The 18,309-nt window shown below is 50.0% G+C and carries 22 protein-coding genes; 10 read left to right on the forward strand and 12 right to left on the reverse strand.

Annotation, left to right across the window (positions count from 1 at the left end):
* Nucleotides 1-60: 60 nt before the first annotated feature.
* From R2K28_RS07250 to R2K28_RS07260, 3 genes are all read left to right on the forward strand, one after another.
* Nucleotides 61-258 (forward strand): tautomerase family protein, encoded by a 198-nt coding sequence (locus tag R2K28_RS07250; protein ID WP_116445904.1) that lies wholly within the window; start codon nt 61-63, stop codon nt 256-258.
* A 12-nt stretch (nt 259-270) separates the two neighbouring features.
* A complete protein-coding gene (locus R2K28_RS07255) occupies nt 271-1,233 on the forward strand; it encodes a ketopantoate reductase family protein (RefSeq protein ID WP_316368788.1) in 963 nt (320 codons plus the stop codon).
* A gap of 133 nt (nt 1,234-1,366) precedes the next feature.
* Complete coding sequence (locus R2K28_RS07260; RefSeq protein WP_316368789.1) at nt 1,367-1,762, forward strand: hypothetical protein; 396 nt, start codon at nt 1,367-1,369, stop codon at nt 1,760-1,762.
* A 50-nt stretch (nt 1,763-1,812) separates the two neighbouring features.
* Here R2K28_RS07260 and R2K28_RS07265 read toward each other — a convergent pair whose 3' ends face one another.
* Both R2K28_RS07265 and R2K28_RS07270 read right to left on the reverse strand, forming a co-directional pair.
* A complete protein-coding gene (locus R2K28_RS07265) occupies nt 1,813-1,998 on the reverse strand; it encodes a hypothetical protein (protein WP_116445907.1) in 186 nt (61 codons plus the stop codon).
* Nucleotides 1,998-2,273, reverse strand: coding sequence for a hypothetical protein (locus R2K28_RS07270; protein ID WP_316368790.1), 276 nt, complete (start codon nt 2,271-2,273; stop codon nt 1,998-2,000). The genes R2K28_RS07265 and R2K28_RS07270 overlap by 1 nt, the downstream gene beginning before the upstream one ends.
* Before the next feature lie 172 nt (nt 2,274-2,445).
* On the opposite strand from R2K28_RS07270, the gene R2K28_RS07275 reads away from it, so the two are divergent.
* The gene (locus tag R2K28_RS07275) at nt 2,446-2,823 is read left to right on the forward strand and encodes a gamma-glutamylcyclotransferase family protein (protein ID WP_316368791.1); all 378 of its coding nucleotides are present in this window, start codon (nt 2,446-2,448) and stop codon (nt 2,821-2,823) included.
* 119 nt (nt 2,824-2,942) lie between these two features.
* Here the strand turns inward: R2K28_RS07275 and R2K28_RS07280 are convergent, their stop codons facing one another.
* Nucleotides 2,943-3,215 carry a nitrogen fixation protein NifZ gene (locus R2K28_RS07280; protein ID WP_316368793.1) on the reverse strand — a complete coding sequence of 91 codons (273 nt, stop codon included), beginning with the start codon at nt 3,213-3,215 and terminating at the stop codon, nt 2,943-2,945.
* A gap of 196 nt (nt 3,216-3,411) precedes the next feature.
* On the opposite strand from R2K28_RS07280, the gene R2K28_RS07285 reads away from it, so the two are divergent.
* Genes R2K28_RS07285 through nifS form a run of 3 tightly spaced genes read left to right on the forward strand, consistent with a single transcriptional unit; the run spans nt 3,412 to nt 5,858 of the window.
* Entirely contained in the window at nt 3,412-3,735 is a 324-nt protein-coding gene (locus R2K28_RS07285) for a HesB/IscA family protein (RefSeq protein WP_316368795.1), read from the forward strand.
* 18 nt (nt 3,736-3,753) lie between these two features.
* On the forward strand, nt 3,754-4,644 hold the full coding sequence (nifU, locus tag R2K28_RS07290) for a Fe-S cluster assembly protein NifU (RefSeq protein WP_316368797.1): 891 nt from the start codon (nt 3,754-3,756) through the stop codon (nt 4,642-4,644).
* A 2-nt stretch (nt 4,645-4,646) separates the two neighbouring features.
* Complete coding sequence (gene nifS / locus R2K28_RS07295; RefSeq protein ID WP_316368799.1) at nt 4,647-5,858, forward strand: cysteine desulfurase NifS; 1,212 nt, start codon at nt 4,647-4,649, stop codon at nt 5,856-5,858.
* A gap of 86 nt (nt 5,859-5,944) precedes the next feature.
* Here nifS and R2K28_RS07300 read toward each other — a convergent pair whose 3' ends face one another.
* Entirely contained in the window at nt 5,945-8,029 is a 2,085-nt protein-coding gene (locus R2K28_RS07300; protein WP_316368801.1) for a S8 family serine peptidase, read from the reverse strand.
* Nucleotides 8,030-8,339: 310 nt separating this feature from the next.
* Here R2K28_RS07300 and R2K28_RS07305 point away from each other — a divergent pair, with 310 nt between their 5' ends.
* Both R2K28_RS07305 and R2K28_RS07310 read left to right on the forward strand, forming a co-directional pair.
* The gene (locus tag R2K28_RS07305) at nt 8,340-8,810 is read left to right on the forward strand and encodes an aminoacyl-tRNA deacylase (RefSeq protein WP_316368802.1); all 471 of its coding nucleotides are present in this window, start codon (nt 8,340-8,342) and stop codon (nt 8,808-8,810) included.
* Nucleotides 8,811-9,207: 397 nt separating this feature from the next.
* Nucleotides 9,208-10,206, forward strand: a complete 999-nt coding sequence (locus R2K28_RS07310; protein ID WP_316368804.1) for an efflux RND transporter periplasmic adaptor subunit — start codon at nt 9,208-9,210, stop codon at nt 10,204-10,206.
* Nucleotides 10,207-10,232: 26 nt separating this feature from the next.
* On the opposite strand, the gene R2K28_RS07315 is transcribed toward R2K28_RS07310, so the two are convergent.
* The 7 genes from R2K28_RS07315 to R2K28_RS07345 form a co-directional block, all read right to left on the reverse strand.
* Entirely contained in the window at nt 10,233-10,976 is a 744-nt protein-coding gene (locus R2K28_RS07315; protein ID WP_316368806.1) for a GNAT family N-acetyltransferase, read from the reverse strand.
* Between the two features lie 274 nt (nt 10,977-11,250).
* Nucleotides 11,251-12,054, reverse strand: a complete 804-nt coding sequence (locus R2K28_RS07320) for a hypothetical protein (protein ID WP_316368808.1) — start codon at nt 12,052-12,054, stop codon at nt 11,251-11,253.
* A gap of 7 nt (nt 12,055-12,061) precedes the next feature.
* Nucleotides 12,062-12,457, reverse strand: a complete 396-nt coding sequence (locus tag R2K28_RS07325; RefSeq protein ID WP_316368810.1) for a hypothetical protein — start codon at nt 12,455-12,457, stop codon at nt 12,062-12,064.
* Nucleotides 12,458-13,017: 560 nt separating this feature from the next.
* Nucleotides 13,018-13,374 (reverse strand): hypothetical protein, encoded by a 357-nt coding sequence (locus R2K28_RS07330; RefSeq protein WP_442871427.1) that lies wholly within the window; start codon nt 13,372-13,374, stop codon nt 13,018-13,020.
* Nucleotides 13,302-13,745, reverse strand: a complete 444-nt coding sequence (locus tag R2K28_RS07335; protein ID WP_316368813.1) for a hypothetical protein — start codon at nt 13,743-13,745, stop codon at nt 13,302-13,304. Before R2K28_RS07335 ends, R2K28_RS07330 begins: the two co-directional genes overlap by 73 nt.
* Before the next feature lie 128 nt (nt 13,746-13,873).
* The gene (locus R2K28_RS07340; RefSeq protein ID WP_316368814.1) at nt 13,874-14,506 is read right to left on the reverse strand and encodes a hypothetical protein; all 633 of its coding nucleotides are present in this window, start codon (nt 14,504-14,506) and stop codon (nt 13,874-13,876) included.
* Nucleotides 14,507-14,596: 90 nt separating this feature from the next.
* Nucleotides 14,597-15,100 (reverse strand): hypothetical protein, encoded by a 504-nt coding sequence (locus tag R2K28_RS07345; RefSeq protein ID WP_316368816.1) that lies wholly within the window; start codon nt 15,098-15,100, stop codon nt 14,597-14,599.
* Nucleotides 15,101-16,190: 1,090 nt separating this feature from the next.
* Between R2K28_RS07345 and R2K28_RS07350 the strand changes: the two genes are divergently transcribed.
* A complete protein-coding gene (locus tag R2K28_RS07350) occupies nt 16,191-17,216 on the forward strand; it encodes an IS110 family transposase (protein ID WP_316368818.1) in 1,026 nt (341 codons plus the stop codon).
* A gap of 284 nt (nt 17,217-17,500) precedes the next feature.
* On the opposite strand, the gene R2K28_RS07355 is transcribed toward R2K28_RS07350, so the two are convergent.
* Nucleotides 17,501-18,037, reverse strand: coding sequence for a hypothetical protein (locus tag R2K28_RS07355; RefSeq protein WP_316368819.1), 537 nt, complete (start codon nt 18,035-18,037; stop codon nt 17,501-17,503).
* Nucleotides 18,038-18,309 lie beyond the last annotated feature (272 nt).

Here is an 18,309-nt window from a genome sequence, read left to right on the forward strand (position 1 = left end):
TTTGGAGTGGTATTATCGTTTGAGCCATATCCGCTATAACAATCTAGATGAGGTGTAACCATGCCGTTAATTCAGGCAACCATCCTGGAAGGCCGTAGCCAGGTGCAGAAGGAGGCGTTCTATGCAGCTATTACCCAGGTGGCCGTTGAGACGTTGAATGTAAAGCCTGAGCAGGTGCGTGTCATCATCCAGGAGGTACCTAAGGCCCACTGGGCGGTTGCCGGTGTCTCGATGGCTGAACGCGAGGCTCATCCATAGGAAATGCCCGATATGCGATTTCTGATCGTTGGTGCCGGTGGGATCGGCGCCTACTATGGCGCACGCTTGCTGAATGCCGGTCATGAGGTGGTGTTTGTCGCCAGGGGTGATCATCTGGATGCCCTGCGAACCAAGGGGTTGTGCGTCAAGCATCCGGATTTCAACTTCGAGGGGAGGGTAAAAGCGGTGGATCAGATGGAACTGGTCGATACGCTTGCGGTAGACAGTTTCGATCTTGTCATTGTGACGATCAAGGCGGGTGCAACCGAAGATGTGATGACATTTCTTCACCCCTGGCTCTGCATTGCCAATACACCGGTGCTATCCCTGCAGAACGGTGTGGACAACGAAATTACTATCGCATCCCAGGTCGGGAGCGAAAGGACCGTCGGCGGCCTCGCGGTACGCATCGGTGGCCATATCATCCGTCCCGGTGTCATCGAAGCGACAGGTGCTGCGCAAGTCGTCATGGGGGTCTGGAGGCGCGCCTCGGATCATCCGCGATTGCAGCAAGAGCTGGCGCGAATCGCTGCTTGCTTCAACGCTGCATCGATCCCGACAACCCTGAGTGAGGATATCCAGAGGGCATTGTGGCGAAAGCTGCTGATCAATAACGGTGTGAATCCGCTCTCTGCCCTGACCGGTCTTGATACACGTGCTTTAACGGCACATCCGGTGCTTACCCGAAGCGTCTATCGGCTGATGCAGGAGACAGCCCTTGCCGCCACCGCTGACGGTGTTCGTCTGCAAGCCGCCGATATCGATGAGATGTATCGACTGATCTGTCAGTTCGACGCCATCAAGACCTCAATGCTGGTGGATCGGGAGAAAGGGAATCCTTTGGAGCTGGATGCCATCAGCGGCGCTGTGGTCAATCGCTGTCGCAAGTTGGGGCAGGAGGCGACACTTACTGAACTGGTTCAGGCACTGCTCGAGAGCCGCCTTGCAGCTGAGGGTGCTTGTATCTCTCTTTAAATCATTAATCTCTTAATTTTCAGTAAGATTGTAAAGAAACCAAAAGGATTGCTTCATCTGATTGACACAGACCTTTGGCACAATCGCGGCAGAATCCATTCAGGTGGAGTGGACAAACCAGAGAGGGTCTGTGATGGACGAGATAATCGCTATCCGTTACCACAAGATCAGGGCGCTAGCGAATCAAGTCATCGATCGACTGAATGAAGAGACCGCCAAGCTGGGGTTTGCTGAGAATGAGCTTGAGCTTAAGAAGCCGATCGAAGCCAACTATTGGCTTGAGCGCGATCAATCAAGCAGTGAATACAGCCTAATCGGTGATTGGCAGGATGAGCAAGGGGCAAAGCTCGGGCAGCTCCTGTTTCATGCCGATGGTAGCTTCCTGGTTGAGCAGGATGTCATTCGCCCCCATCCGACTCGTCAGGGTTGGCTGGTAAAGGCCGTCAAGGCGTGGGGCGATGGTGAGCGGATCGACACTGAGGTGCAACTCTATCCGATGAGTGAACAGCAATCGGACAACGCCGCATAGTCTGTTAAAAATAGTTTCGATTTCGCCTGATGTCGGCTTGGGAGGGGTCCCTATTTCTTCGGCAGTTTTGCTTGACCGCCCTGTGCCTTTGCAATCTCGACAATGGTTTCCAGGCGCACCACCCGTTTGTCCACATCCAGCATGATCGACTCAACCCGTTCGATGTCCTTGTTCATGCGCTTAACTTCATCTGTCAAGCGCAGCACGTCCAACAGCATCTCTTTAAAACCCGACACTACTCTATTCCTTTTGATTCCAGTTTCTTGAGCGCTTTGTTAAGGCGCCTCCTGGTGCCGGCTGTCTCCTTGATCGCCTCTTTCAAGCGTTCGGAGACCAGGTCCAGTAATTCGCCTTCCTCTATGTCCGCTGCTTCGGGATCATAGGAGTCTATGGAGAGCCTGACGATTTCCGCGGCGGAAGTACCCTGTTGCTTGGAAAGCTTGTCGAGTTTTTCAATGTTGTCGCTGGACAACATGATCTGTTTGCGAACCAGATTTTCGGCAGTGGCCATGGTGCTTATGACTCCGCTGAGATAATGATTCAATTATACACATACACACATCTATACACAAGTTAGGGGATGGATTGGGTCTTCACAGTGGATGGTGATGTGGTCTTTAATTCTATATATTTTATTGCTAACGGAAGTGTCGGTTTCACACTGGGATTCTTACCTGGATCTAATGAGCTATTTATCACGAGTCTTTGTTTACGGAACCCTGCGTCGGAATGAGGTCAATCACTACCTCCTTGCGCAGGCGTCCTATTGTGGCACATGGGTAACTGCACCTCAGTATAAAATGGTCGATTTGGGGGCCTACCCTGGTGTGGTGAAAAATGGCGCTGGCTGTATCGAGGGGGAGGTGTATCAAGTGAACGCGCAGCAGATGGCGGACCTGGACCGGTTGGAGGGCTATCCCCATGCCTACACAAGAGAAGTGATCGCAACACCCTGGGGCAAGGCGTGGATCTATCTCTATCGTGGCAACCTGAGGGACAGGGCAGTGATACCCAGCGGTGTCTGGCGCGAGACTATCGTGCGCAGACGCTGGTCACGCTAGTGGGCCAAGCTGACCGTGTTGTGCTCACTTGAGTTGGCTACGGCCAGTCCTGCGCTCGCACGCCTTGTCAGCTTGGCTTGTGGACTGGCTGAGAGTTACAGAACTTCCCGCTTGGCCCACTAGGGGTTTTCTTCAAAATCCAGTTCGCTTGGACTTAGCTCCTCCGGCCAGCATCCGGTGGGCGGACCGAGATTCAATTCGCTGTCTTCAAAGCGGACCAGAAAGATCGCTCTCTCCGGTGCCTCCTCCAGATGCCCGGTCTCGACGATGACGCCACGGGTACCGGGTTTTGCCAACAGGGCATCGTCGGGAATTTCAGGTATCCCGCCATCGTTATAGATGTGGCTGGCCGCATAGACCATGTCTCCAGGATTGAGTTGTTCCAGTGTCACTGTTTGTTTCCTTTGTCGCATATCTTACTAATCACCGATCCCCGGATTGTCGTGGATACGACAGAAATCCGAGCTGAGCATTAATGAAAAAACTAACTGATTCAGCAGTTAAGCCTATATCTCAGTAAGTGGCACAGGCTTTGCAGAATTCAGTTCAAAGACAACGATGCAAGAGACTTGCCACGGAGAAACGACCATGATCACACTCACAGAGAGCGCCCAGAAAGCGATAGGCAGATTTATCAAAGGTGCTGAGTCGCCTGTGCAAGGACTGCGAATATCGGTAACCGGTGGCGGCTGTTCCGGCATGCAGTATGGACTGGCCCTGGAAGAGGCGCCGAAAAAAGACGACACCATCGTCGAGGTCAGCGGCCTGAAGATATTCGTCGACCCCTACAGCGCACCGATGTTGAACGGGGTAACAGTGGATTTTCTCGACAGCATGGATGGCAGCGGTTTCAAATTTGAAAATCCCAATGCCAGCGCCAGTTGCGGTTGCGGCAGTTCATTTTCAGCCTAAGCATAGAGGAGCAGAGCAATGTGGGACTATTCCGAAAAGGTTCAGGAACATTTCTTCAATCCTCGCAATGCGGGTGCCGTGGATGAAGCCAATGCGGTGGGCGATGTGGGTTCACTCTCCTGTGGTGATGCGCTGCGTTTGACCCTCAAGGTGGATCCCGGCTCCGAGGTGATTCTCGAAGCGGGATTTCAGACCTTCGGCTGCGGTTCGGCCATCGCCTCGAGCTCGGCGCTGACGGAAATCATCAAGGGCATGAAAATCGATGATGCCCTGAGTGTGAGCAACCAGGATATTGCCGATTTTCTCGATGGACTGCCACCGGAGAAGATGCACTGTTCGGTGATGGGGCGTGAGGCACTGCAGGCAGCAGTCGCCAACTACCGTGGTGAGGAGTGGAAGGACGACCATGAAGAGGGCGCCCTGGTCTGCAAGTGTTTCGCCATCGATGAAGTGATGATCGAAGAGACGGTGCGCGCCAATGGTCTGCGTACCGTGGAAGAGGTGACCAACTATACCAAGGCCGGTGGCGGTTGCTCCGCCTGTCACGAGGGCATCGAGGATATCCTGGGCCGTGTACTGGCGGAGCAGGGCGAGACCTTTGATCCGAATGCCGTCGCCGGTGAGATAAAGAAACCCCAATCGGGATTGACCAATCTGCAGCGCATGAAGCGCATCGAGGAGCTGCTGGAGGAGATCCGTCCCAATCTGCAGCGTGACCATGGGGATGTGGAACTGGTGGAGGTGGATGGCAAGTATATCTACGTCAAGATGATCGGGGCCTGTGCCGGTTGTCAGATGGCGGCCACCACCCTGGGGGGTATACAACAGCATCTGGCGGAGGGTCTGGGTGAATTCATTCAGGTGCTGCCCGCGGAAGAGCTGGCCCGCCGTGCGGCGATGGGGGGTTGATCATGGCTGAGGGTATCTATCTGGACAACAACGCCACCACCATGGTGGCCCCCGAGGTGGTGGAGGAGATGCTTCCCTTCTTCACCGAACAGTTCGGCAATCCCTCGTCCCTGCATCAGTTCGGTGACAAGGTGGGTCGCGCCTTGAAGAAGGCACGCAAGCAGGTTCAGGCCTTGTTGGGGGCCGAACACGATTCGGAGATCATCTTCACCTCCTGTGGCACGGAATCGGATTCGACGGCAATTCTCTCTGCCCTCAAGGCCCAGCCGGATCGCAAGGAGATCATTACCACCGTTGTCGAACACCCGGCGGTTCTGACCCTCTGCGAGTATCTGGAGAAGGAGGGCTACACGGTTCACTATCTGAAGGTGGACAGCAAGGGACGTCTCGATATTCAGGAGTACCACAAGCTGCTCTCCGACAATGTGGCCATCGTCTCCGTGATGTGGGCCAACAATGAGAGCGGCACCCTGTTCCCGGTAGAGGAGATGGCCGAGATGGCCCGCTCCGCCGGCGTCCTGTTCCATACCGATGCGGTGCAGGCGGTGGGTAAGTTGCCCATCAACCTGAAGGATACCTGTATCGATATGCTCTCACTCTCCGGCCACAAGCTGCACGCCCCCAAGGGCATTGGCGTGCTCTACTTGCGCCGCGGGGTGCGCTTCCGTCCACTGTTACGCGGTGGTCACCAGGAACGGGGGCGTCGTGCCGGTACCGAGAACGCCGCTTCCGTGGTCGCTCTCGGCAAGGCCTGTGAGATGGCGATGGAGGCGATGGAGTATGAAAAGACCTTCGTCAAAAGCATGCGCGACCGACTCGAACAGGGCATCCTGGAACAGGTCAGCCACTGCTTCGTCACCGGCGATCCCAACAATCGTCTGCCCAACACCTGCAACATCGCCTTCGAGTACATCGAGGGCGAGGCGATCCTGTTGTTGTTGAACAAGCTGGGTATCGCCGCCTCCAGCGGCTCCGCCTGTACCTCGGGCTCGCTGGAGCCTTCCCATGTGATGCGGGCGATGGACATACCCTTTACCGCGGCCCATGGCTCCGTACGTTTGTCCCTTTCACGCTACAACACCATGCAAGAGATCGAACGGGTCATCGAGGCGGTGCCGCCCATCGTCGCGCAACTGCGCAAACTTTCACCCTACTGGAGTGGCGAGGGCCCGGTTGAAGAACCGGAAAAGGCCTTTGCACCCAGCTATGCCTGATGCACTCATTCCATAGCGACTCCTCTCCGTTCTTACCGCAGCCTTGGCTGCGGTTTTTTTATGGAAAAAGCGGGCTGCATCCATTGTCACTGGAAAGCGATACTCCAGGCGTCGATATAGCCTTGACCATAAAAGCCAAAGTCTGTCACCTGTAACGTCCACCTGCCTGATGCTTGAATGTCGCCCAGGCTGAGGGCGAAGGTTTGACTGAGGTTTTCACCCCGATGACCATGACTGAGTCTGAAGCTCTGTCCATTGGGTGTAATCAGTCGGATATAGACTTCCTGCATAACGGGGTGATTGATCTCGACCTGTACCTCGACTGTGCCACTGCTACCTGATATCGGTACATCGATAGGACTCCTGGCTCCGCGAAAACTGAAGTTCGGAATCTGGTAGTCATCACTGTTCTCAAATCGCCTGCTGTCCGGGTCCGGAATTGAGCTCTCAACATAGGAGGCCACCAATGAGAGATCGGAGAAGGCGGTATAGCCATGAATCAATACAAAATACCTGCCCTCCCGGGCATGGGATATTCTGCAGGTCTCAGCGTTACCCTGTAGGTAGGGCCTGCAATCGAAGCTGCTCAAAATGGGCTCGGATCCGAATTTCACATACAGATCGGCATCACCACTGCCGCCGCTTATGATGAATTTCAGATGCTCGGCGTCGGCTGGTAGATCGATGGCGAACAGCAAACTTTCATCCCCTGTACCAGAGAGACCGCTTTGGACAACACCATTTTCCAGCATCACCAAATCGGGTTGGGGATCAGGGTCCGGGATGGTATCGATGGTGGCTGCCACGGCTGCCGCCGCATCCAGGAGGCCGGTGCCGCATCCACTGCATGAACCTGGAAAGGGTTGCGCGGTCTCCTTCAGAATCTGTTCAACTTCGCCAGGGGATATGTCGGGTCTGATGGAATAGAGCAAGGCTGCCACGCCACTCACATGAGGTGTGGCCATACTTGTGCCCTGATAATACTCGTAGCTGTCGTTCTCCGGTGTGGTGGCGCCTGTGTTCGAAGAGGAAAGTACTCTTACCCCAGGCGCAGCGATATCGACCAAACTGCCATAGTTGGAAAAAGAGGCACGGTTACCAGCCCTGTCGGTGGCGGCAACGGTAATCACACCGCCACAGTTTCCGGGTTCGGTTCCCGCGGCATCCGAATTGGTATTGCCGGCAGCTGCTACGATGGTGGTGCCCAGTTGCAGGGCCGTATCGATGGCCTCCTGCATGAAGAGTGAACAGCTACTGGAGTTAGCGCCACTGCTAATGTTAATGACCTGGGCAGGGTTTTGATTGATCGGCATATCACTCAGACTGCCACCGGCAGCCCAGATAATGCCGTCGGCTATATCCGAGAGCCAGCCGCCACAGGTGCCAAGTACACGCACAGGTAGTACCTTGGCATTGAAAGCGACACCGGTGACGCCAATGCCGTTGCCCTCAACCGCGGCAACGGTACCGCCGGTGTGGGTGCCGTGCCAGGTGCTTTCGTTCCAACCGCAATTCGGTGACCAGTCACCTGGGTCTTGTGCATCCTGATCACGCCCATCACCGTCGTTGGATACATTGGTGTCAATTATCAGGTCAGCGCCCGGGAGTTGTAGATTGTCGACCAGGTCGGCATGGTCTGTGTAACCGGTATCGATGACCGCGACCATCACATCCTCGCCGGTAGCCCTATCCCATGCTTCGGGCAACCTGACGCCAGCGGGGGTTTCGTAGTAGTGCCATTGTTCGTTGTAGCGTGGATCGGATGGTACATAGAGTGGAAAAACCCACTTGTCAGCTTCCGCATACGCGATACCGGGTTGCACTTCAAGATCATCGATAATCCCCTCCACCTCCTCCAGTGGAAGCATCTCGTCAAGCTTGAAGAGCTGTGCACCAGTGCCGGTAGTGCCCAGGTGGGTTATGTCATGGCCGGTGGTTTGCAGCACCTGCTGGGAGATTGCACTGACGGCGGCAGTGGCGTCGGTTGACTGGTGATATTTGACGATTATGCGATTGGTTTCATTCGCGAGCTGAAGCATCTGGGCCTGGGCGCCGCCCTGCAGGGGGATTCCTTCAGGCATGCCCGCAGCCTGTGAAATTCCAGATACTCCCGCGCTTATGAGCACGAGGTAGGCCAGCGTTGCACGAGCAAGAGGTCGTAATAGTTTCATTTTGGTAACTCCATTTACAGGTAATACTTCCATGGGTATCCGCTCTCTTAGAATCGGGAGAGCATCGATAAGAAGTGGTTGATTATTGCGCTTTTTGTTGTGTTGTTTAATTACAAAAATTAAACAACAGATTATTTATGGTTATGCAGAATCCATGCAACCCCGATTGGTATCACCTGCGACGCTCCAGCGTAGATCAACTAAACTTTGAGTAGACCCGGATCGATTCGCTACATCTCATTTCGGTCTACACCGAAACTGATACCGTTCCTAGTGGCCTTTCATTTGATTAACCATTTGGAGGTGAGCCATGAGTATTTCCAACACTGTAAGGTCTTTCATCGAGCGGCAGGCCATACCCTTCGAAGTACTAACCCACAAGCATACCCAATCCAGCAGGGAGAGCGCCGCCACCGCCCACATCAAGAGTAGCCATCTTGCCAAAGCGGTGATTGTGAAAGAGGGAGATGACTATATGATGGTGGTCGTGCCCAGTGACTACCATGTCCATTTGGGCAAACTGCATCAGTTGCTCGAAAGGGAGGTGGGTCTTGCCACCGAGAGTGAGTTGGCGCAACTCTTTCCCGATTGCGATCTGGGGGCCATCCCACCCCTGGGTACGGCATATAAACTGATCACATTCGTGGACAGATCCCTGTTGAATCGGCCAGTGATCTATTTCGAGTCGGGAGATCACGAGCACCTGATAAAGGTTTCAGGGAATGAGTTCGCTCAACTTTTAGGTGATGCGGAGGCTGTGAATATAAGTCGGTATCACTAGGGCCTGTTAACACTAATCCAATGCACTCTGCTGGGACTGTTTTTGCGCCCAGCAAGGCAGAATGAGCGTGGTGTAGCCCGGCTACATGAGCGAATGATAACGCCGCTGGGCGCAAAAACAGCCCCAGCCCTTCGGGTTGCGCCTGAAAAAGCGCCACTCAGCGTTGCTCGTCTTTCATTTGGAGTAACCAAACTTCTCTCCTCGCGCCCGCAGGAAGTGCCCTTGGGGTGCGCCTTGATTGGCGCTTTTTCAGGCACAACAGAGTGCATTGGATTAGTGTTAACAGGCCCTAAGGCAGTGACCGGTAGTCTCATATAAGCTGTAGATACGCTTCAACATTGCAATATAATGGTCTCTATTGCCGTATCTGTGCTGATGCTTTTGGATCTACGCTACTATGAGACTACCAGTTCTACTCTCTGTTCTCACCGGGATGGTCTATATCTCCGATCTCTCTGCAATGGATACGCTGATAGAGGCCAGGGCAGCCGTGCAGAGTGAGATACAGTCAGGTTTCACCCGCGCCCATTCCAGGTTGATCCTCTCCGCAGAACAGGCGGGACGCGTCCTATCCGTGACCGGTGATGTTGGTGACACCATCAAGGAGGGAGAGCCATTTGCCTGTCTGGATGATACCTACCTGACCCTGGAACTGCGGGCAAATCAGGCAGAGCGCGATGCATTGAAGGTGGATAAGGCCTATTTCCGCAAGGAGGTGGTTCGCTACAGTAAATTGTTGAAAAAGAATAGTTCTTCCGAAAGCCAGTTGGATACCGCGCAACGTAATCTGGATAAGACCCGGACCCAGATCAAGGCGCTGGTTATCGCCGCGGAGATATTGGAAGAGCGTAAGCAGCGGCTCTGTATCAGCCCACCAACTGGTTGGTGGGTTACCAAACGTCATGTGGAACCGGGTCAATGGGTCAACGCCGGTGAACCGGTGGTGGAGGTTGGGGATTACAGTCGTCTGGTGGCGCCTTTCGCCCTCAGCGTTGCGGAGTACGAGGCCTTGCAGGCACAACGGGAGTTGGGGCTGAAGGTCAATCTACCAGAATTCCAGGCCCAACTGCCGGCCAGTCTGATCAGGATCTCGCCTGCCTTCGATGAGCAGTCACGCAAGATACATTTTGAGCTCGAACTCTCCAGTGGGCTGCCTGCTTACCGGGGCGGTATAAGGGTGGACCTGCCGTTGCAGATTCCCATGCGCTCCGGCGCAGTACTGGTGCCTGAGCGCGCGGTCCAGCAACGCTACGAACAATACTGGATGAAACGTCCCGATGGCAGCGAGATTGCCGTGGTCTATCTGGGACGTTCCAATGGATCTGATGCAGGCTGGGTGCGAGTGGTCTCACCCGATATAAAACCGGGTGACCGGTTCCAGGTGATGGGTGAGTAATCCATTTCGATCACTCGGCAACGGCCTCAGCCCGACTTGAACAGGGAAGGGCGTTTCATCCTTTTCAGCATATCGGCGCCGATGAAGCTCGTCCTCATGCTCCGTTTTATGGCGACACGGCTAAGACTCATCTGCAGATCGACAGATTGGATCGCCATGGCGCGAAACAGATCATAAAAATGGTACAGGTGTTCCGGCGCAGAGGGGGGACTCTGGGGGATCTGGCTGGGCAGGTCGGTCTCTGCAATGATGATCTCGCCGTCAGAGCGGGTCTCGACCACACGGCAGACCTTTTTCACCAGGTGTTGCATCTCCTGATTATGCGCCAGGCACTCGAAACGAAAGCGGGTGATGCCCCGTTCGACAGCGGCGGTGACCAGTCGCTCGAGCAGGGCCCGGCCGACCCCATTCCCTTGCATGCGGTCGATAACGGTAATCGCCACCTCCGCGCATTCGGGGTCGTCATTCAGTCGGATGAAACGGGCAATTCCAAGTCCATCTCCTTCCCGGCCGTCCTCATCGATGACAACCGCGCCCAGGGCGAAATGGTCCCAGCCATCGGTCTCGGTGAAATAGCGTAGATCGTTCTCGGTGAGAGTCTGTTTTGCGGCAAAGAAACGCTTGTGGCGTGACGGCCCGGAGAGCTCGGCAAAGGCACGCAGCATCGCCGCCTTATCCGAGGGGCGAACCATCCGGAGACAGACATTCTCCCCAGAATTCAGGGTGATACGTTCACAGTAAGTGGCATCGATCATCAGTCGGCTGCTCATCGCTATACCTCCGCGGAGCAAAATTACTCAGCAACGAGTATAGGTGATTATTGTGCAGCGCAACATGACATTTGTCTGTCAGAATGTGAATTTAATTCGGAAAGCGGAGGGTGGTCGCAAAAATCGATCAAAAAGGGCTGATTTGGGAATCAGCCATCCGGTGTATGTGACAAGCGCGATGACCAGCGCTACCGACATACTGATGCCTAAATAGATTAGTAAGGCTGGAATAATCTTTCGCATATTGGTTTTCATTGTTTATAGAGCTGTAGGGTTAGTCCTTGTCTTGTTCGTTCTTTTGCGCTTTGATTGCCTTTGCCCGCTCCAATATCTCTGCAATGGCTTTGCTTATGAGAGGATTATCACTATCGGTAAATCGCTCGCATGTTTCATGGACCAGCTCATGTTGCACCGCATTCGAGGAGAGGGACCACTTCGCGGCTCCCACCAGGAGCATATTCTTGATTCTGGTCTGCTTCTGACCTGTGTCGGTTGGCAGATCGAGAACGCCGATGATGCGCTCCACATAGAATGGATTGCCCGATGCAAAAAATGTCGCCCATAACATATCCAGGATCTCTGGAGAATCCACATTAGTGGTTTTCAAATCAATCGGTGGTGTCTGCTTTACCTGTTCGATAATCTTCCCTGTATTTGTATCTGGCCAATGGGCTAATACCTTTAAGGTTTCTTTGGTGTTGGCCTGCCAAAGGGAGCGCAGAAGGATCTGGTCCTCTGTTTGTGGAATTTGCTGCAGCTGTTTCTCCCAGCTAGGGATCCGGCCTTCATTTTGGCGAAAAAACTCTGCAAGAAACATGGTCATGGGAGTCGAATTGGATGCGTTGAACAGGCCAATCTGAAAGATCTCTGTGATGTATTCAATGTCTCGATCAGAGTGAGGGGTTTTGTAGTAATAGGTGAGCCACTGACTGAGCCTGTGGGGTGGTTGCTGTGCAGGCTGATCAGTCGGTTTGGTTTTATCCGGCAGCTTATTCCCCTGGATATCTGTCGATTTTGCCTGGGAAAACCCCGGGAACAGAAGCACAAGTACTATGAAAAGGTGAACAGTTTTGATCATACAGGTTTTAGGTATCCTTCAAATTGTAACGCTTGAGCTCATTGACAGTGACGCCCCTGATGGAGAACATGATTAAACAGCCTATGATGTTACCGCCAGGAATCAGATTTATGATCGCCAATATTGTGATGTGTCCTACATTTCTTTTTACAACAGCCCAGTGTGTCCAGTAGGCAAACCCCAATACGAGCGCGGCAAGACCGATTGTGAATGGAATATCAGCCGTATCTGACTTGGTTATTGTCGCAACGAATACGACTGCCATCACTATACTGATAGTCCACAAAAATATCAGATATAGTTTTCTCCAGAAGTTCAGTGAAGAAAAGCTTGTGCTTATTGAAATAGCATCAGTATCTTTCACCAGCACTGATTTGGGTGTCGAATAGGGGTTGGTTTCCATGATGACTCCTTACATCTCCTGAGCGATATTCACCACAATCTAAAAATTTGTTGCTTAACCATTTAGAAAGCGCTGTCCTGTACAATAGGTGCCATCCATCGCGAGACAACTCATAGATTCAATGCCTTATGTTTGCTGCTTAGCGGAGTTTGTTTCTCCATTTCGTGCAACGCAGATCACTGTATTCGTCCTTGTACCGCGCTCGATGTTTTTTCCAGGTTTCCATTGTCCCGGACGAACCACCGGAACGACGTAGCTCTGTGAAGTGCTCGATGCGTTTTTTTATATATTGGCATTCCTCCAGAGTGCCTTGTTTCTTTGCAGCTGCTGAAGCAGGGGAAATTACCACAGAAATGATCAATAGGTTGCACAGTAAAATTAACCTGTTTTTTACTTGCATTATTTATCCTGATACCCGATTTCGATAAAAGTTATTCTTAATGTAATGTTTAGATGAAGTGATTTTAATCTTAAGGTTCATTAAACTCATGGCGGTACAGAGTAAACCTGAGTTCCAGTGAGCGAAGCGGACAATTGATTGCTTACTTGTAAGAACACTATTAAGTATGTGCTGTAGTGGGTTTGCAGTTCATGGGGCTTGACTCGAGATACTCATCATTACTCCATATACCCTCCAAACGTTCCTCAGTGTCACTATAAATAAAAACACCTTTGCCGTTTTTCATCCCGTTGGAAAATTGTCCTTCGTACCTGTCGCCGTTTTCATACTCATAAATGCCGTATCCTTGCCAAAAACCTGCTTTGTATTCCCCAACGTATTTGTCGCCGTTTGGTAAAAGTGTCATACCATTTCCTTCGAGTATGCCTGCTTTGAACTCTGCGATCACTTTGGTGCCGTCTCTGTAGATACAAGTAGCCTTTCCATGCTGGATGCCGTTTTTATATGCACCAACCACTTATCTCCATGGATATTTATAAATGTCCCATTCCCATGAAATTGATCGTTCTTGAACTCTCCCTCGTAAGTACCAATCGTTGGGTTTATGTGAATTCCATTACCGGTTAGAGATCCTTTATAATAAGTGCCTTCACTACTCCATCCGGTAGTGTGTACATATTTACCCTGTCCATGAAGTAAACCATCAATAAATTCACCTTCATAGTAGGTTCCATCACTCCAAACGAGCTTTCCCTGTCCATTAAATAGCTCGTCTTTACATTCACCTGTATAGATTGAGGAGTCAGGCAGCTTAGCTTCGCATTGTTCAGCATTTACCTCAGTAGTGAACAAAGCTATGAAAATAAGTGCATATTTACTATTTCTCATTAATTCTCCCTAGTGACCAAATACCACTTTAATATCAGGAACAAGCACAAGCTTGTGGTCATTCCATCAGACCTACAGCGACTACGACTGAAAATTACTACAGTCAGTTTGATAATCTTGTTGTAAATCTATTTTTGTACGTCAAATCCGTTCAAGAGTGAATATATTTTGTCTTTGTACTTCGGTACGAGATTTGTACCTGTATAGGTTAAATACTGCGTAGACCCGGAGTTGTTTGAGTGGTAATACCCAATGTAGGTAAAATCGATACTCTGTATCGTTCCACGCATGATCATATGTATCACTTTGATACCATTCACAATACGATACTCCTTCTTGACTACTCTCATATCCGCAGCAACGTTCCTTGCATTTTCAAACGCCAACTTAACAAGCTCCTCGGGCTTTACCTCCAATCCTTCGGATATGACCATACCGTACAGGTCCGTATCAGGTGCTTTGAGGGAATATTCACTGGTTTCACTGCTATCATCGCGTTTAAAACTCCACTCTTTCGGATCTATCCAAAAGGAGGCGCCGGTGATCTTGCTTTTGAGGTTGAATGAACTCTTTTCCCCTTTTATAAAGTGGGTCTTATTAGTTTCAATGGTTTCATTTACGACTGTATTCGTATCTTTATAGTGCCACGACCCATCCTCTTTCAAAATAACGGTGTCGCCATTTTCAGTGATCGCTGTGATCGCCCCATAAGAGAGTGAAGAAGCCGCAAGTAGAAGGATTAAGTAAAATATCTTATTCATTGGTAACACGTTTCCTGTTGATGATGCTTTGTAACTTCAATCTTAGCGGCGTATATCATTGGAGGCCTGCTGGAGTTATTTGTTAACTTTTTATTGACCTGTCGTATTGTTAATTACCCAAAATCCTATAGGCCATAGTACAAGTAGAGTGTATGTAATAATGTTTGCATTGCGCACCACCACCTTTACGGTCTGTGCTGGATGATCGTGCAGAATCTTCTTTGTCACCAAATATTCTGACCACCAAGAGACAAAAAAGAACGGCACCAAAAGTACCAATCCAGCCACAGGTATCATCCAATACAGCTCGGATTCATAGGGAATCAGCCAAGCAGCCTGAAAAGTAACAGACAACACCTTGCCTAGCATCGTATCCAGACCGAAGGCGCCACCGCCGCCTGCAACCATTTGGACTAGAACCAATAACAACCAAGTCAATGGCACGCCTGCTAAGGTTGATACGAGATTGGAAATAGTGGTGGTCTTTACAGCACTGGCAGTTTTTAGCCCCAGTTTCCTGCTCAGGTACATTGCCTCGATGAGGATTATTGGAATGATTGATAATCCTAATGCTGGCATAACGAGAAAAATCATGGGTACGCCGGCATTTGCTGAAGCTATGTTGGGTATGCACAAGAGTATGCAGAGCGCTGATAGTGATTTCCCTCTCAATATATTCATGGAACTATGTTTGTTCACTTAACGAATTGTTGTGCGTTGTAAACTTCGATGAAACGGACGAAAAATAGGCCATAAATATTATAGCGCCATCACATAGTCCAATAATATTACCCAAAATACTGTCTATGGTAGTGGACACCGAGAGCCCTGCTAATGATGATAATAAAATGGAGGCTATAGTTAATACGATAAATAGGGTTCTCGCCCAATTCAAATATATGAGCATTCCAATAGCTGAGACTATATAAAAAATAAGAAACAGATATGAAACATAGAAAAGATAGTAGTAGTTCCCTCCAAAACCTACCCATTCAAGAGCTGTTAAGCTGTCTTGATCAAAAATGACATCTGTGTTGTATGGTTGGAAGAACCATAGCGTATAGGAAATAGTGGAAACCAAAATTAATGATTTGAATAACTTGTCCATATCTAATTAACGCAGTGAAGGAGCGCAGTTTGCATCTGGCTGGCTTTGTTATGCATTTATTCTCTACTTCTTAGCTTTGTGTAATGATGTTTGCTGCAAAACAGTTCAATATTCCTGAGCAACAGCGTCGCTGAACGTTGCTATATGTCTCTTTTGTATTTTTCCGTGCAAACCAGTTTACCCCATAACCTCTTTGAAAAAGTGTAGCCTCACCTTTCGCAGATTTGAGGAAGTTGTGTGGCTCTACGTTCACGGAAAGCAATTGATCACGAACATGCCCTGGGTCCATTGCGGGTGGGTTTAAAGGATGACATAGGTGTTTCAAATTATGCGCCCGCCATTTGGCTTCCACCACCAGCCCCGCCGACTTCCAAAAATAGCAAGAATTACGCCTTCAACGACTGATCTTGCTACCCTTGCGACAATGTCTTCCGTAATAATTATTTATCTCGATGATGTCTATATGCACAACAGCTTTATTAACGAGACCCATTGTCTCAATGGTATGGACTCCTCCACCTTAAGCTGAAATCTCGCTAAAGTGACAGGTCGACCAAAACCAACGGAGCCCATACCATGAAAAATATTACCACAATCACCATAGACCTCGCCAAAGACGTGTTCCAAGTTGCTGTTTTTAATAAGTATGGTAAGAAGTTGATCAATAAGGGCATGAATTCGAAGCGATTAGTACAACTGGTATTGCAACATCCAGAAGCTTGTATCTATATGGAAGCCTGCGGATCAGCTCATTACTGGGGAAGACGTTTCACGCAATTAGGCTACAAGGCGCAGCTGATTCCACCCCATCTGGTTGCTAAATACCGTAGTGGCAACAAAAGTGACAAAAACGATGCCGTAGCCATTTACGAAGCATCCAAGAATCCCAATATCTACTTTGTTACCATACGTACCTTGGAGCAACAGGATCTGGCAATTCAGCATAAACTACGCAGTGGCTATATCAAACAAAGGACACAGTTAGGTAACCGCATCAGAGGCTTTGCCATGGAATATGGGATTAACTTCTCCAAGGGTTTACATCGACTGCGCCAGCAGATTACTTCAGCTTTAGAAGATGCAGAAAACGAATTAACGACCGTCGCAAGGAGCGCTTTGTGGCATTTATACAACCAGTTATTGGTCCTGGATAAAATCATTGAGGAGACGACCAGCACACTTGTCAATCACGCAAAGAAAATTGATGCCTGTTTACGACTCGAAAAGATACCTGGTGTCGGTTGGCTGGTAGCAAGCATGCTCTATGCTCGCTTAGGTGATGGCAGTGCCTTCCGTCGAGGTCGAGATGCCAGTGCAAGTCTGGGCTTGGTTCCATCCCATTCCGGAAGTGGTGGAAAGAATAGGCTTGGAAAAATCACTAAGCGGGGTGACAAGTATCTTCGCTGTTTGCTGGTGCATGGCGCGCGGTCTACCCTGCATAGAGTACACGGCAAGAAGGATGGATTGAGTGCTTGGGTACGCCAACAACTTTCTACAAAACATGCAAATAATACGGCTGTGGCATTGGCCAATAAGATAGTCAGAATGGCCTGGTCTATTTTAATCAGCGGGGATGAATATAGGGCGCCTGTCGCGCAGTAGCACTTCATTCATCTCAAAAGACACAGTTGTAGGCCGAGTTTAGGTAATGTACTAACGGAAACTGACAAAATAGTCAGCCGGATAAAACCTGGGTATAACGACGGCTCTTGAAGCCACCGTCTCGATAAGGCATCTGGCAAACGGTGTATTGTACCGTTGAGGTCAGGGGTAGCTCCCCATAAACAAGACCGGATATACGTGAACCAAACTATTTCGTTTTTCCACAAAACACATTGCCAAACAGGAGGAGTCCATATACGTTATACATTTTTAGAAACATGTTGTCATTTAACCGTGACGTCTTTTCCATAACCATGACTTCCTTGAAGCAGGCAATCGCTTTTCGTGAAGAAGCGCATCGCAAAATACTTACTTAGCCCACTTAAGGAGTCTGTAGCGAGTACACGAAATATTAGATATGCACCTTGTTTCTCATTCCAATCAGTTTCCAGGTCCTCTCTACAGACAAAACGCCACGCATACTTTGCATCTTCGTCCCTATCATCGAATTTATCGATCATGAACACTTCTTCTCTTTCAAGTTTTATTCCTCGGTTGCTGTAGATAAGGCCGCCAGGAATAGATTTAGGCTGCACCAAGTTGAGCCGGCATCGAATATTTATGATTGGTCTCCGAGTCTTATTGACCAGCTTTATTACGTAGTACTTTCCCGTTTCATTCTCACCGATAGAAATAAAGGGAGAGATTTCAATATTTGGACGAAGACGTGCAAAAAAGTAGAGCCAAATTGCTGACGCGACAAGACTAGATACTATTCCAAGTACAATTGCAGATGCGTAAATAGCTAGTTGATTTTCCATTGTGTGTTTCTAATAGTGGATTATGTGGACGTCACAAATAATGACTTATGCCGACGGCACAAATATTGTGTTATGCAGCGCAGATGCGGTGAGGCTGAATCCATTTCTATGTACATCCCTATCTCCGAAAGTTGCGGTTCCTGAATATCAATCCATAGCGTATTTGATCACCATAATATATAGACATCAGGAATTAACACCAACTACCTGGAATCCCTAAGCCTTTTCCACTATTTGAGTAAAAGCCGCTCTTCAGCCTGTTTTACCCATTC

Origin of the sequence: Candidatus Thiodiazotropha sp. CDECU1 (assembly GCF_963455295.1) — a bacterium.
GTDB lineage: Bacteria > Pseudomonadota > Gammaproteobacteria > Chromatiales > Chromatiaceae > Thiodiazotropha.